Here is a 14,087-nt window from a genome sequence, read left to right as displayed (position 1 = left end):
CTACGAGGGCGATACAAGGCTTCGCGTGGCTAATGCACGACTGGCTTACTGCAAAGGGCGCAGTGAACATTCGCTGGGAAGTAACGGGTGACCCCATTTCAACCAGCCGGACCCCGATGTAAAAGCATGCCTGCCAATCTCGAGTGTCAGTTCCCCACCCAGATTACGAAATTCAACACTGACCGCTCGAGCCCACTTGCGGATCCTCAGTCTTCCTCGCCGAACACGGGTGGCTCTAAGCTCATCGTCGCACCAGCCATGCGATCCTTGGCGCAATGCGAGTGAACGTAGATGTTCTGGAAGGGATCGTCGGTCGCACGGCGTCCCTCCGCCCATCGCCACAAACCCTCGACGCTCACGAGAAGCGCGCCATCGTCGTCGCGGTTGATACCTGCACCACAGAACCAGCATTGAAACTCGAGCATAACTCGATGGTGCAGCAAGTTCTCACATATCGCAATGTCAGGTTTCCACCCATTTCCTGCCGATCAGCGCCCTTGGCCTGAATACCAATAGCTGCCCCTTACATCGTCGCCCCGGACTTGATCCGGGGTGAGGCTGCTCTTCCCGGGAAGCGATGACGTTTTGGTTCGCGCAGAGGCCGCAGAGATTTTTGTGTGTGGTGGCTGCGGTAGAGCCGAGTACGGGCCCGTTGATCGCCGCGACGGCTCGTCGAAAAGCGCCTTCTCCGCGCCTCCGCGCGATCAAACCTTCTCTGCGCTCTTTGCGGTCTCTGCGCGAAACAAAAGCCTTACCCCGGATCAAGTCCGGGGCGACGAAGTGGGCAGTGGTGCAACACCTGCTCTCTCCCCTTCAGGGGAGAGATACGAAGGCTTGGCAGCTTGTCTGCCTAGCCGAAGTTGCGTGGGGCTTGGTGTGCGAGAAAGGCCCCTCTCCCAACCCTCTCCCCTGAAGTGGCGAGGGCTACGTAAGCTCAAGCCGCCCGCAGCAGCTTCGGCAGATCGCCGCTCATCCCGCGCGCCTCGTCCATGAACCAGCGCTTCAGCGGCCCCGCGCGCTGCACGCCCGCCATGCCCAGCCGCCGGATCGCCGAGGGCAAGCGCCCGGGCACGCCGAACAGCCGCGTCAGCACATCGGTGGCGGTCGCGACCATGAACGTATCCGCCGCGCGCCAGCGTTCGTAGCGCGCCAGCAATTGCGCATCGCCCACATCCAGCCCCAGCCGCAACCCGTCCGACAGCACCTCGACCAGCGCCGCGACATCGCGCAGGCCCACGTTCAACCCCTGCCCCGCAATCGGGTGCATCCCGTGCGCGGCATCGCCAACCAGCGCCAGCCGCTCGTCCACGATCCTGGCGGTGTGATGGAAGTTCAGGGGGTACGACGTGCGCGGCGCGGCCAGCGTCAGCGCGCCGAACATGCCCTGCATCCGCGCCGAGACCTCGTTCAGGAACATCGCCTCGGGCATCGCCAGCACGGCGGCGGCGTCCTTTTCCGCCACGGTCCAGACCAGCGCCGAACGGTGCCTGCCGTCGGCATCATCGAGCAACGGCAACAGCGCGAACGGACCCGCCGGATAGAACACTTCCCACGCCACGTTCTCGTGCGATTTTTCGTGAGCCAGCCCCGCGATGATCGCGCGGTGGCCGTAATCCCAACGGGCAGGCGTGAAACCCGCCTCGTCGCGCGTCGGCGACTTGCGCCCCTCGGCCCCGACCAGCAGCCGCCCCTTGAGCACGCGCCCATCGGCCAGCGTCACCGTGACGCCATGCTCGCCGCGCTCGCGCTTCAGCACATGCGCATTGGGGTGAAACGTGATCGCGTCTTCCTTCGACGCCACATCGTACATCGCGATGCGCAGATCGCGGTTGGCGTACATCCGCCCCAGCGAGCCTTCATCCTCGTCCGGCTTGAAGTCGATCCGCCCCGGCTGCATCCCGTCGGTCACCGCGATCGCCTCGATCGGGCAACCCAGCGGCGTCAGCGCCTCGGCCATGCCTAGATGCGCGTAGAGATTCCAGCTCGCCGTCGAAATCGCCGAAGCACGCCCGTCGAACCCGTCCGCCGTCTGCGCCGCAGGGTCGGAATTGTCGACCACATGGCTCGTGATCCCCGCCTTGGCGAGGCCGATCGCCAGCGTCATGCCGACAAGGCCACCGCCAAGGATCACGACGTCGGCGCTTAGTTCATTCATCGCGGAACTCCACAGGTGCTTCCCGGACCACCATCGAGATCGAGGCAGCGTCCGTCAAACGAACCTTCGGGTACGTTCAGGCCGATCAATGCCGCAAGGCTGGGCGCTATGTCTACTGTCTCAACGGGACTTGGCTGTTCGAAGCCCGTCATGCCCTTGCGCCAGAACAGCATCGGCACGCGGCGATCATAGTCCCACGGGCTGCCATGCGTGGCGACATAGCCTGCGCCGGCATGAGCGATCGGCACGACACCACGCTTGAGCATGACCAGAAAGTCGCCCGAATGTAGCGGATTGTACGATGCGCGCGCCCGTTCGGTGAGTGTCCACGTCTCTGGCGAGGCCGTCGGCATCGGCGTTGCCGCGATTTCGGCAGCAGAAAGCACCGCCTCGACTTGCGGGCTGGTCATCAACATCGCCTTGGCATCGTCGATGATCTTGCCGCGCAATCCCGGCGCGATATCATTGCGCAGCCAATAGTCGCCCGCCGGACCGTCGGACAGGATCAGGCCCTTGGCCTCGATGCCGTAACGCTTGCCGAGCGCAGTCGAAAGCGCTGCTGCCGATACGTCGTCGCCCACCCGGGACGACTGCACGAGCGCCTGTTCCTGCAACCGCTCCGGCATATCGAACCCGCCGTGGTCCGCCGTCAGCACGACCGCGTAGTCGATCCCGCGCTTGTCGAGCCCTGCGAAGAAATCGCCCAGCGCGGCATCGAGCTGGGTCAGCTGGATGCACATTTCCGCGCCCTCGGTCCCGGTCGAATGGCCGACGTAGTCAGTGGCCGAGAGGCTGACCGAAAGCACATCGGGCACGGTGCCCTTGCCCAGCTTCTGCTCGTCCACCAACCGCGTCGCCAGATCCAGCGTCGCACGGTCGAGCCGGGGCGAGGCGCGGAACGCGTCGCTATCGCCTGCCTTCAACGCGAAGTGACCGGTCCCGACCGAGGCCTTGCCCGCCTGCACCACACGGTTCTGCCGCGCACACCATGCAGGGACGGGAAACGCCGGTGCGCCCTTTGCCAGCGTCGCGGTGATCGCGGCGTTCTGCGCGAGCGCAGTCGGCCCGAGTTCGCGGCCAGCCAGCGTGGCAAAGCCCTTGCCCTTCCACCAATAGACCTGATCGATGTCGTGCCCGCCCATCATCAGCGCGCCGCGATCCTTGCCCGATACCGCAATATTGCGCGCCGCAGGGTTGGCCCGCTTCATCCATTCGCCCAGCGTCGGCACCAGCAGGTTGCCGACCGATGCGACATAGTCCTTCGATCCCGCCGTGCGCTTGGACACGTCCTCGGCGCAGTAGACCACCTTCGAACCGACCGTGACCGACTGGTCGATCCACGAATTGGCAATGACCCCGGTATGCGCCGGGCGGTTGCCGGTCATGATCGTCGAATGGCCGGGGCAAGTCTCGGTCGCCGCGTGACTCTGGTAGCCCGAAGGAAACACCGCCCCTTCGGTCAGGCGGGCAATGCCGCCGGTAAACCGCTGGCGATACTGCGCGAACAAGTCGGCCGAGAACTGGTCAACCGAGATCGCGACGATCAGGCGCGGCGCGCGTGGTGATACGGTCTGGCTGACCGCAGGCACCGTTTCCTGCGCCATCAGCGGGCTGAATGGCAGCGTTACGGCGGCAATCGCGAGTGCAAATTTGCGGGAAATGGAGATCACGCGAAACATACTCCTAGGGGCACGTACTGGACACGGGAGAAGGCCAATCGTAGGACGCCCGCAGATGCTTACGCATGGCCCCGGCGGTGTCTGTCTTCAAGGGACTTTCGGGTTCAAGCGGCCATTTTGGACAACCATGCCCGCCAAGCCAACGCTGCGCACTATAGCGATGTTTGTGACGGCCCTGTGGCTGTCGCTGCTTGCTGCGCTATCCCCGGCACAAGCCGCGTCCAACCACATGCGCGCCACGCTGCTGGCCGAGGGACCGGTTCAGCCCGGCGACACGGTCATGCTCGCGCTGTTGATGCAGCCCGAGGCAGGGTGGCACGGCTACTGGTCCAACCCCGGCGATGCAGGTTACGGCCTCGCGCTCGACTGGAGCCTGCCCTCCGGCGCGACGACGGGCGCGATGCAATTTCCGGTCCCGCAGACCCTGCTCGTCCAGGGCCTGATGAACCACGTTTACGAACATGCCTATGCCGTGCTCGTCCCGATCAAGCTGCCGCAGGATGTCGGCGGCGCCTCGCAGCTTCCGATCTCGGTCAAGGCGCAGTGGCTGGTCTGCACCGAATCGATTTGCGTGCCCGAGCGTGCCGAATTGCAGGGCACAATAACGATCGGATCGGGCGCGAAAGACGCGCGCTTCGAACAGTGGCGCGCGAGCCTTCCGGCACCGCTCGATCGCAGCGGTTCGTTTGCCTTGGCAAACAATGCCCTGCGGGTCGCGCTGCCCTTCCCGGCCAGCGCTTCGCTGGAAACGCCCCACCTGTTCCTCTCGACTGAACGCCTTGCCGATTACGCCGCCCCGCAGCGATTCTTCCGCAATGGCGACACGCTGGTCGTCGAAGTTCCGCTGAGCACGTCGCCCGCCACACCCGCCAAAGTCGAAGGCGTGCTGGCGATGGGCAAGGATGCTGGCGGCATAGCTTTCACGGCGCTCCCCGGCACGGTACCCGAAGGCGGGACGCAGATCGGCGGCGCGGCATTCTCGCTGACGGTGCTCGGCCTTGCGCTGCTCGGTGCGTTCGTAGGCGGTTTGGTGCTCAACGTCATGCCCTGCGTGTTCCCGGTCCTCAGCCTCAAGGCGCTGGCACTGGCGCGCGGCAATTCGCACAACGCGAGGGGCGAAGCGCTGGCCTACACCGCAGGCGTAGTCCTCGCCTGCCTCGCGCTCGGCGGTGTCATGCTCGCCCTGCGCGCGAGTGGCGAGCAAGTGGGTTGGGCATTCCAATTGCAGGAACCCGGCGTAGTTGCAGTGCTGCTGCTGCTCGCCGTTGCCATGACCGCCAACTTCGCCGGGCTGTTCGAACTGCCGGGGCTTTCGGTAGAGCGCGGCGCAGGCCCGTCCGGCGCGTTCGGCACGGGCCTCCTCGCCGCCTTCATCGCCACGCCCTGCACCGGCCCGTTCATGGCCGCCGCAATGGGCGCGGCGCTGGTCCTGCCGTGGTGGGCCGCGCTCGGCGTCTTCGCAGCGCTCGGCCTTGGCCTTGCCTTGCCGTTCCTGGCCCTCGGCTTCGTGCCAGCGCTGCGCCTTCTCCTGCCCAAGCCCGGTGCGTGGATGGAGCGGTTCCGCCGCTGGATGGCATTGCCGATGGGGCTGACCGCGCTGGCGCTGGCATGGCTGGCATGGCGCGTGGGCGGCCAGACCTTCACCGTCGTCCTGATAGCCATCGCTGTGGTCCTGCTCGGTGCTCTGGCAGCGGTGGGCGTCACGCAGCGCAAAGGCCAATCGACGGTCAAGTTGATCGCCATCGCCGCGCTGATCGCCATCGGCGGCGTGATCGGCCTGCCGCCTGCAACCCCTGCCCAGATCGCCGAAGGTGGCCTGCTGAACGCCCGCCCGTTCAGCGAGGCCGCATTGGCCGAAGCGCGCAAGGCCGGAAAGCCCGTCTTCGCCTATTTCACCGCCGACTGGTGCCTGTCGTGCAAAGTCAACGAAAGCACCTCGATCGAGCGCGAAACAACCCGCGCGGCGTTCGAAAAGGCAGGCGTCGTCGTGCTGGTAGGCGACTGGACGCGCCGCGACCCAGCGATCACCAAATTCCTCACCGCGCAAGGCGCAGCAGGCGTCCCGCTCTACTTGTGGTATCCGGCTGGCAAAGGCGATCCGCGCCAATTGCCCCAAGTGCTTACGCCGGATTTGCTGGCAGGCCTGCCCGTCGAATAACACGTTCCCCCGCGAAGGCGGGGGCCTCAGGCCTGATCGCACAATCTCCTGAGGTCCCCGGCTTCGCGGGGACGCCGAGTGCAAGGATCAAAACTTGTTATCCCGCGGAAACCCGTTCGGCGGCAACCTGCCGGCAGCACCGCGTGCGACCTTCCACGGCAGCAGGTCCTTCTCGGTCCGCGTCCGACCGCTTTCGCCGCCCATCGTCCACGACAGCCCGTCTTCCAGCTTGATCGTGACCACATCGGCCATGCCGCCGTCCTTGTAGCGTTGCAGCGTCACCCCCTGCCCTTTGGCCAGCAGCGGCACTTCGGACAGCGCGAAGACCACCAGTTTGCGGTTATCGCCGATCACCGCAACGTGATCGTGTTCGGCGGCGATCTCGCGGACCACGGCCAGCTTCACGCCCGGCTTGGTCGATACCACGCCGCGCCCTTTGCGCGTTTCGGCCAGCAGCTCGTCCATCTCGGCGGCAAACCCGCGCCCCGAATTGGCTGCCAGCAGCAACTGCCCCTTGGCCTTGTGGATCACCAGGCTGACGATATGCGCATCGGAATCGATATCGACCATCGTGCGGATCGGCTCACCAAAGCCGCGCGCGCCGGGCAGCTTGTCGGCGCCCAGCGTGTAAAAGCGCCCGTTGTCGATCGCCACCAGTAGCTTGTCGGTCGTCTGGCAATGCAGCGCGAAGGCAGGGCCATCGCCTTCCTTGAACTTGAAATCGCCATCCAGCGGCAGATGCCCCTTGGCCGCCCTGATCCAGCCCTTGGCCGAGAGGATCACCGTCACCGGCTCCTTCTCGATCATCGCGTCCATGCTGAACTCGCGCGTCGGCGCGGCTTCGGCAATCGTCGTGCGGCGGCGGCCGAGCGGGGTGTCCTCGGAATACTCCTTGCGCAGCGCGTTCAGGTCGCGCTTCAGGCGGGTGCGCTGCTTGGCGGGGTTATCCAGCAGCTTCTGCAGCTCTTCCTGCTCGGCTTTCAGCTCCTCAAGCTCCTTGCGCAGCTCCATTTCCTCAAGCTTGCGCAAACTGCGCAGCCGCATGTTGAGGATCGCTTCGGCCTGCCGGTCGGTCAGCTCGAACTCGGCCATCATCACCGGCTTGGGCTCGTCCTCGCTGCGGATGATCTCGATAATCCGGTCGAGATTGAGGTAGGCGATGATGTAGCCGCCGACCAGTTCGAGCCGGGCGGCGATCTTTTCCAGCCGATGGCGCGAACGGCGCAGCAAGATGTCGATCTGGGCGATCACCCATTCCTGCAGCATCAGCTTCAGGCCAAGCACACCCGGCGTGCGCCGCGCGTCGAGCACGTTGAGATTGAGCCCGAAACGGTTTTCCAGATCGGTCAGCCGGAACAGCGATTCCTTGAGCAGATCGGGATCGATGTTGCGGCTCTTGGGGACCAGCACCAGCCGGATTTGCTCGTCCGATTCATCGCGCACATCTTCAAGGATCGGCAGCTTCTTGTCGGCGATAAGCTGCGCGATCTGCTCGATCAGCTTGCCCTTCTGCACCTGATAGGGGATTTCCGAGATAACCAGCTGCCACTGGCCGCTGCCCAGCTTCTCGATCCCGGTCTCTTCCCAATTGCCGTCAGCGTCGCGCCCGGTCGAAAACCGCCCGCGCACCCGGATCGCGCCGCGTCCGCTGGCGTAGGCCGCCGAAATCGCCGCCGGACTATCGACCACGATGCCGCCCGTCGGCAGGTCGGGACCGTGGAACACCTGCATCAGCTGTTCGTGCTCGACCGCCGGATTGTCGATCAGCAGCAGCGTGGCATCGACGATCTCGGCCACATTGTGGCTCGGGATGTTGGTCGCCATGCCCACCGCGATCCCGCTGGAGCCGTTGGCCAATAGATTGGGGAACAGGCCCGGGAATATCTCGGGCTCTTCCTCTTCGCCGTTGTACGTCGGGTGGAAATCGACCGTGCCGTCTTCCAGCCCCGCCATCAGGCGCATCGCCGTGCGGGTCAGGCGCGCCTCGGTATAGCGGTAGGCGGCGGCATTATCGCCGTCGATATTGCCGAAGTTGCCTTGCCCCTCGACCAGCGGATAGCGCAGCGCGAAATCCTGCGCGAGGCGGACCATCGCATCGTAGACGCTCGAATCGCCATGCGGGTGATACTTGCCGATCACGTCGCCGACCACGCGCGCCGATTTCTTGAACGCGCCCGTGGCGTCGAGCTTCAGCTGCCGCATCGCCCACAACAGGCGGCGGTGTACCGGCTTCAGCCCGTCGCGCAGATCGGGAAGCGAGCGCGCGGTGATCGTCGACATCGCATAGACGAGATAGCGTTCGGAAAGCGCCGAATCGAACGGGGCATCGACGATTGCGTCGAACGGATCGGGGTCGTTGTCTTTGGTGATCGCCATGGCGGAACGTCCTAGCAACGCGACCCGACGAACGGAAGGCCACGCGCGGAAAGCTGGGGAACAACCCTACCCACCGTCAATTGTAGGGGCAGGCCCGCCGCTGACGGCAGGCACCCCCTTCCCCGGAGAACACCCATGACCAAGCGCATCCTCATCCTTGCGACCGATGGCTTCGAACAGTCCGAACTGATGGACCCGAAGAAGGCACTGGAAGACGCCGGCTTCGAAACCGTCGTCGCCAGCATCGCGTCCGGCTCGATCAAGGGCTGGAAGGACAAGAACTGGGGCGACAGCGTGTCTGTGGATCTCACGATCGATCAGGTCGTGGTCGACGAATTCGACGCCCTGCTGCTCCCAGGCGGCCAGATGAACCCCGACATCCTGCGCATGAACGACGACGCGATCGACCTGATCAACGACTTCGACGATGCCGGAAAGACCATCGCGGCAATTTGCCACGCACCGTGGCTAATGGCCGAAGCGGACATCCTCGATGGGCGCACCGTCACCAGCTGGCCCTCGATCCGCACCGACCTCGCCAATGCCGGCGCCGACGTGGTGGACGAGGAAGTCGCCATCGACGGCAACTTCATCACCAGCCGCAACCCCGATGACATTCCGGCATTCTCGCAGGCGCTGATCGACGCGCTGTCGGATTGATGTGAAAAAGCCCTCTCCCCATCAGGGGAGAGGGTTGGGAGAGGGGAACGCGCTACCCAAAAACCTCCGCGTAAAGCCCCTCGATCTCGCCCGCATCGGCAATCCGCGGGTTGTTCGCAGGTGACCCCGAAGCAATCGCCTGCCGCGCCATTTCGGGCGCTAATTGGGTCCACTGCGCTTGAGATATGCCATGCGAGCGCGGCGTCGGCACCGACAGATCGGCGTTCAGCGCCGCAAGCTCCTCCAGCAATCGCGCTACCGCCGCCTGATCGCCCTCATCCTCACTCGCCACACCCATCGCGCGGGCACATTCTGCATAGCGCCCCAGCGCCGACGGTGCCGAGAACGCCGTCACCGCAGGCAGCAGCATCGCGTTGGACAGCCCGTGCGGCACGTGGAAGAACGCGCCGATCGGACGGCTCATCCCGTGCACCAACGCCACGCTGGCGTTGGAGAACGCGATCCCCGCATGATGCGCGCCCACCATCATCGCCTCACGCGCGGCGCGATTGCCAGGCTCGGCACAGGCGGTGCGGATGTTGGGCGCGATCAGCTTCATGGCAGAGAGCGCCATCGCATCCGAGAACGCATTGGCCCGGCGCGACACATAGGCCTCGATCGCATGGGTCAGCGAATCGATCCCGGTATCCGCCGTCAGCCGCACAGGTTTACCCATGGTCAGTTCGAAATCGACGATCGCGATAGTCGGCAGGAAGGCTAGCCCTGCACAGAGCATTTTCTCGTTGCTCGCCTCATCGGTGACGATGGTAAACCGGGTGGCTTCCGACCCGGTCCCCGCCGTCGTCGGCACCGCGATGATCGGCAGGCCCGGGACATCCGTCACAGCCGGAGCTTTCATCGTCGGAATCGGTCGCGGATCAAGCGCCAGCGCGGCAATCACCTTGGCCGTGTCGATCGGACTGCCCCCACCGAATCCGATCACGCAATCGCACCCGCTCCAGCGCAACGCCTCAAGCGCCGCCTCGACCACTGCCACGGTCGGATCGGGCACCGTCTCGGCAAAGACTTGCGCCGAAAGGCCTGCGCTTTCCAGCACGTCGATCATCCGCGCGACCAGGCCGGACTGCACCAGAAACGCATCGGTCACCACAAATGGCCGTGACAGCCCGCAGCGCGCCAGGACTTCGGGAAGATCGTTGATAGTACCGCCGCCCACCCGCACGATCCGTGGCAAACTGATTTCGACCATGCGCATCCTCTCCGATTGCGCCGCCATGCAACCGCAATACCGGCATGGGCGCAAGGGGATTACGTGTGGTGCGCTGCCGCTACAGCGGTCAGGTCTCCTGCAACCACGTTCACTTCGGGGTATGGCATGATGATCGTGCCGTCTGGTGCGGCGGTGTACGACGTCTGCGTGGGGTAGGCCAAGCCAATGCCCTCTGCGGCAAAGCGGTCCATGATCGCCACGAGCAAACGGTCGCGCAACGGGTGCGCAACGCCCCAGTCGGAACCATGCACGTCGACGATGAACTGGAAGTCGAGCGAGCTTTCGCCGAATCCTTCGAACCCCGCCCGCGCGACCTTGGCGCCTTGGGCTTCGCCCAGCTCGTGCAGCATCCCGGGAATGCGGGCAAGCGTCGCGCTGGGAGTTTCGTAGGTAACGCCCAGCATGAACGTCAGGCGGATGTGATCGCGCTTGGTGACGTTGCGGATTTCCTTGTCCATCAGGTTCTTGTTGGAAATGATCAGCAACTCGCCGGTGAACAGGCGGATGCGCGTGGAGCGCATGCCGATCTGCTCGACGACCCCGATGATGTCGCCAAACGCCACCTTTTCGCCGACCTTGAACGGGCGGTCGAACAGGATCGATATCCCAGCGAACAAATCGGAAAAAACACCCTGCGCAGCAAGACCGATGGCGATGCCACCTACGCCAAGGCCTGCGATCAGTCCCGTCACATTGACGCCGAGATTGCCCAGAATCAGCACGCTAGCGATTGCGAACACAAGGAACGTGACCAAGGCGCGGATGATATTCATCGCCGAATTCAGCGCGCCATTGGCATGCTGCGCGCCGCCTGCACGGTGCTCGACAAGGCCCAACACCAGTTCGCGCGCCCAGATCGCAGCCTGAACCGTCACAGCGATGGTGAACAAAAAGCTGATCGTCTTGTCCAGCAGGACCGGCGTCTCGGCATATCCCGCCACGATCCGCGCCGCGATGATCACAATAAACCAGAATTTCGTGCGCGCCGCCATGCGACCGACGATCGTGCGCCAGTTCACCAGCGCGTCGTCCTCGCGGCAAAGACGCTGAGACAGCTTCTGCAGGGTGAGCAGCAGCAGCACGATCAGGACGGCAAAGCCGACGGCGATGGCGATTTTAAGCCAGTTCTCTGCAAGCCAGCTTGTCGTTTCCGACATCAGAAGCTGGGCTTGTGCGGTTATGTCCTTGGCTGCGGGAGGAGGCGTGGGTGATGTCTTGATGATCTGCATGAGGCGGCAGATGTCCTTTGCATGTTCTTGCCGGAATGAACGGGCTGCAGATGCGCGACCACGCGCACGCCCGTCGAGAAACGGCGCAAAGCAGCCATTCCTGTGTTCTTAAAGCCCCGGCCCGAACTAGGTTCCCGAATGGCGTTGGCCCGGGCGCCTATCCGGACCAGCCGGGACTACCGCCCCTGCATATCCCGTGCTTCTGCGGGAATATGGACGATCAGCCCGTCGATCGCCTCGGTCAGTTCGATCTGACACGACAGGCGGCTGGTGCGCGTCACCCCGGCAGCAAGGTCGAGCATGTCTTCCTCATCGTCCACCGCAGGCGGTACTTTGGCGAACCAGTCGGGGTCGATCACGACGTGGCAAGTGGAGCAGGCCATCTGGCCTTCGCAGGTGCCTTCGAGCGGCATGCCCTTGGCCTGGCCCAGTTCGAGCAGGCGCGTCCCGGCCTCGCCTTCAGCGGCGATCTTTTCGCCCTGGGGAGTTACGAAGGTGACGCGGACCATGACTACAAGACTCCCTGCGACCTCACAGCGGCATGGATTGCCGCTGCGGCCTCGATCAGATCATCGTCCCGTGTATAGCGTCCGAACCCTAGCCGGATCGCGGTTTTGCTATCCCTGTCCGAAAGTCCCAGCGCGCGCAAGACATGGCTTGGCCTGCCCGACCCGCTGGCGCAGGCAGAGCCTGCGGAAAATGCCACGTTGCGACATTCCGACAACAGCCGCGCCACGTCCAGCCCGTCCAGCCGCACATTGAGATTACCGTGCCAGCGCGCCTCCTCGCTGCCGTTCAGCGTCCAGTCGGCGAAGAGTGATCGAGCCAGCGTCCACAGCCTCTCCACATGTTCCGCATCGCTTGTGCCCAGGCTTGTGCACAGCGCCGCAGCCGCACCGAACCCGGCGCAAAGCGCGGGGCTGAGCGTGCCCGACCGCAAGCCGCCCTCCTGCCCGCCGCCATGGATCAACGGCGAAAGCTCCACCCCGTCGCGCACCCACAACGCGCCGATGCCCTTCGGCCCGTAGAGCTTGTGCGACGACACCGCGATCAGGTCCGCCCCCTCGGGCGCGGCGAGCTTACCGGCACCTTGGACCGCATCGCACAGGAAAAGCGCCGCAATCGCTCGCGTCCGCATAGCCAAGGCTTCGACCGGCTGCACCGTCCCGATCTCGTTGTTGACCTGCATCACCGCGACAAGGCCGGTCCCGTCCGGTATCGCCGCATCGGAATCGACAACCCCCGCCGCGTCCACCGGCAGCAGCGCCACGCCCGGATCAACGAACCGCGCCGTATCCAGCACCGCCGCATGCTCGATCGCCGAAACCGCGAGCCGCGTGGCGCGCGATCCGATGATCGCCAGATTGAGCGCCTCGGTCGCCCCGGACGTGAACACCACGCGCCCGCCCGCCGGAAACAGCGCAGCCACCTGTGCCCGCGCCACCTCGACCGCCGCCGCCGCCGCACGGCCATAGCGATGCGGGCTGTGCGGATTGGCAAAGCCCGGAGCCTCAGGCCCTGCCAGCCACGGCATCATCGCCTCGCGCGCTTCGGGCGCCAGCGGCGTCGTCGCCTGATAATCGAGGTAGATCATCCCCGGATATCCCGCCAAACTTCGACAAAGCGCGCAATCTCCGCCTCGGTCGTCTCGCGCCCGATAGACACCCGGATCACTTCGCTCGGGCCCTCGATGCCCATTGCCGTCAGCACGTGGCTTGCCTTCAACGAGCCCGAGGAACACGCACTTCCCGCCGAGACCGCGATGCCCGCGCCGTCGAAGCGGATCAGTTGCGCGGTGCTCGACTTGCCGGGCATCCGGTAGGCACCGATCGTCGCAAGGCGCGGCGCGGTTGGAGCGACAACTTCGGCCCCGATTTCAAGCAATTGACTCGTAAGGGATTCCCGCAAAGCTAAAGCGGACTTGAGCCATGAACCGCCCGCTTCCAGCGCCGCCGCCATGCCCAGCACCAGCGGCAAGGGCTCAGTCCCCGGCCGATAGCCGCGCTCCTGCCCTCCCGTCGGGCGCAGCAGCGCATAGTCGCGCACCAGCAGCGCCCCGATCCCGATAGGCCCACCGAACTTGTGTGCCGAAAACGCGATCATGTCGGCAGGCGGCAGCGGCAGTTTGGCGACCCCTTGCGCTGCGTCGACCAGAACAGTCCCACCCCGCGCTGTCACAGCCTCGGCCACGCGCGCGACATCCTGCACCACGCCGGTCTCGCTGTTGACCTGCTGAACCGCCACCAGTGCCGGACCATCCCCCAGCGCCTCGTCGAGCACCGCGAAGTCGAGCAGTCCATCCACGCCCACCGGCAAACGCACCGCATCGCGCGTCGTGCGCAGCACGGCATCATGCTCGACCGCGCTGGTAAGCACGCGTTCGTGCAAGCCCGAGGACACGGCCAGAGCAATCGCCTCGCTCGCCCCGCTGGTGAAGATCACCTCGCCCGTCCACCCAAGCGCCGCCTTGATCCGCGCGCGCGCATCTTCCAGCGCTGCCCGCGCCGCGCGCCCGGCCTTGTGCGGGCTGGAAGGATTGGCCCAGATACGGAACCCCTCCTCCATCGCGGCAAGCGCCTGCGGCAGTATGGGCGTCGTC

Annotated in this window: 11 protein-coding genes; 2 read left to right on the top strand and 9 right to left on the bottom strand. The window is 65.1% G+C overall.

From position 1 onward, the window contains the following. Positions 1–206 precede the first annotated feature (206 nt). The 3 genes from GGQ88_RS14865 to GGQ88_RS14855 form a co-directional block, all read right to left on the bottom strand. Positions 207–425, bottom strand: a complete 219-nt coding sequence (locus GGQ88_RS14865) for a hypothetical protein (RefSeq protein ID WP_183614229.1) — start codon at positions 423–425, stop codon at positions 207–209. A gap of 509 nt (positions 426–934) precedes the next feature. Continuing rightward, entirely contained in the window at positions 935–2,155 is a 1,221-nt protein-coding gene (locus GGQ88_RS14860) for a UbiH/UbiF/VisC/COQ6 family ubiquinone biosynthesis hydroxylase (protein WP_183614228.1), read from the bottom strand. After that, complete coding sequence (locus GGQ88_RS14855; protein WP_183614227.1) at positions 2,152–3,834, bottom strand: alkaline phosphatase family protein; 1,683 nt, start codon at positions 3,832–3,834, stop codon at positions 2,152–2,154. Before GGQ88_RS14855 ends, GGQ88_RS14860 begins: the two co-directional genes overlap by 4 nt. Before the next feature lie 127 nt (positions 3,835–3,961). Between GGQ88_RS14855 and GGQ88_RS14850 the strand changes: the two genes are divergently transcribed. Next, complete coding sequence (locus GGQ88_RS14850; RefSeq protein WP_183614226.1) at positions 3,962–5,992, top strand: protein-disulfide reductase DsbD family protein; 2,031 nt, start codon at positions 3,962–3,964, stop codon at positions 5,990–5,992. A gap of 87 nt (positions 5,993–6,079) precedes the next feature. On the opposite strand, the gene parC is transcribed toward GGQ88_RS14850, so the two are convergent. Further along, positions 6,080–8,368, bottom strand: coding sequence for a DNA topoisomerase IV subunit A (gene parC, locus GGQ88_RS14845; RefSeq protein ID WP_183614225.1), 2,289 nt, complete (start codon positions 8,366–8,368; stop codon positions 6,080–6,082). Positions 8,369–8,503: 135 nt separating this feature from the next. Here parC and GGQ88_RS14840 point away from each other — a divergent pair, with 135 nt between their 5' ends. Beyond that, positions 8,504–9,028, top strand: coding sequence for a type 1 glutamine amidotransferase domain-containing protein (locus GGQ88_RS14840; protein WP_183614224.1), 525 nt, complete (start codon positions 8,504–8,506; stop codon positions 9,026–9,028). Between the two features lie 52 nt (positions 9,029–9,080). Here the strand turns inward: GGQ88_RS14840 and GGQ88_RS14835 are convergent, their stop codons facing one another. From GGQ88_RS14835 to GGQ88_RS14815, 5 genes are all read right to left on the bottom strand, one after another. Next, positions 9,081–10,238 carry an iron-containing alcohol dehydrogenase gene (locus GGQ88_RS14835; RefSeq protein WP_183614223.1) on the bottom strand — a complete coding sequence of 386 codons (1,158 nt, stop codon included), beginning with the start codon at positions 10,236–10,238 and terminating at the stop codon, positions 9,081–9,083. Positions 10,239–10,297: 59 nt separating this feature from the next. Further along, positions 10,298–11,488: a mechanosensitive ion channel family protein gene (locus GGQ88_RS14830; protein WP_183614222.1), complete on the bottom strand. Its 1,191-nt coding sequence runs from the start codon at positions 11,486–11,488 to the stop codon at positions 10,298–10,300. Positions 11,489–11,664: 176 nt separating this feature from the next. Beyond that, a complete protein-coding gene (locus tag GGQ88_RS14825; protein ID WP_183614221.1) occupies positions 11,665–11,997 on the bottom strand; it encodes a 2Fe-2S iron-sulfur cluster-binding protein in 333 nt (110 codons plus the stop codon). Positions 11,998–11,999: 2 nt separating this feature from the next. Beyond that, positions 12,000–13,082 carry a cysteine desulfurase family protein gene (locus GGQ88_RS14820; protein WP_183614220.1) on the bottom strand — a complete coding sequence of 361 codons (1,083 nt, stop codon included), beginning with the start codon at positions 13,080–13,082 and terminating at the stop codon, positions 12,000–12,002. Further along, positions 13,079–14,053 carry a cysteine desulfurase family protein gene (locus GGQ88_RS14815; protein WP_246386068.1) on the bottom strand — a complete coding sequence of 325 codons (975 nt, stop codon included), beginning with the start codon at positions 14,051–14,053 and terminating at the stop codon, positions 13,079–13,081. The genes GGQ88_RS14820 and GGQ88_RS14815 overlap by 4 nt, the downstream gene beginning before the upstream one ends. Between the last annotated feature and the right edge of the window lie 34 nt (positions 14,054–14,087).

Origin of the sequence: Novosphingobium hassiacum (assembly GCF_014196055.1) — a bacterium.
In the GTDB taxonomy this organism is placed as follows: domain Bacteria; phylum Pseudomonadota; class Alphaproteobacteria; order Sphingomonadales; family Sphingomonadaceae; genus Novosphingobium; species Novosphingobium hassiacum.
Note: the sequence above shows the minus strand (reverse complement) of the source record. Positions and strands in the feature narration are given on the sequence as shown.

What these genes read in the sequence shown, in the direction of transcription:
- GGQ88_RS14865 (WP_183614229.1), bottom strand. Translation starts at nt 425, where the DNA reads ATGCTCGAGTTTCAATGCTGGTTCTGTGGTGCAGGTATCAACCGCGAC.
- GGQ88_RS14860 (WP_183614228.1), bottom strand. Translation starts at nt 2,155, where the DNA reads ATGAATGAACTAAGCGCCGACGTCGTGATCCTTGGCGGTGGCCTTGTC.
- GGQ88_RS14855 (WP_183614227.1), bottom strand. Translation starts at nt 3,834, where the DNA reads ATGTTTCGCGTGATCTCCATTTCCCGCAAATTTGCACTCGCGATTGCC.
- GGQ88_RS14850 (WP_183614226.1), top strand. Translation starts at nt 3,962, where the DNA reads ATGCCCGCCAAGCCAACGCTGCGCACTATAGCGATGTTTGTGACGGCC.
- parC (WP_183614225.1), bottom strand. Translation starts at nt 8,368, where the DNA reads ATGGCGATCACCAAAGACAACGACCCCGATCCGTTCGACGCAATCGTC.
- GGQ88_RS14840 (WP_183614224.1), top strand. Translation starts at nt 8,504, where the DNA reads ATGACCAAGCGCATCCTCATCCTTGCGACCGATGGCTTCGAACAGTCC.
- GGQ88_RS14835 (WP_183614223.1), bottom strand. Translation starts at nt 10,238, where the DNA reads ATGGTCGAAATCAGTTTGCCACGGATCGTGCGGGTGGGCGGCGGTACT.
- GGQ88_RS14830 (WP_183614222.1), bottom strand. Translation starts at nt 11,488, where the DNA reads ATGCAGATCATCAAGACATCACCCACGCCTCCTCCCGCAGCCAAGGAC.
- GGQ88_RS14825 (WP_183614221.1), bottom strand. Translation starts at nt 11,997, where the DNA reads ATGGTCCGCGTCACCTTCGTAACTCCCCAGGGCGAAAAGATCGCCGCT.
- GGQ88_RS14820 (WP_183614220.1), bottom strand. Translation starts at nt 13,082, where the DNA reads ATGATCTACCTCGATTATCAGGCGACGACGCCGCTGGCGCCCGAAGCG.
- GGQ88_RS14815 (WP_246386068.1), bottom strand. Translation starts at nt 14,053, where the DNA reads ATGGAGGAGGGGTTCCGTATCTGGGCCAATCCTTCCAGCCCGCACAAG.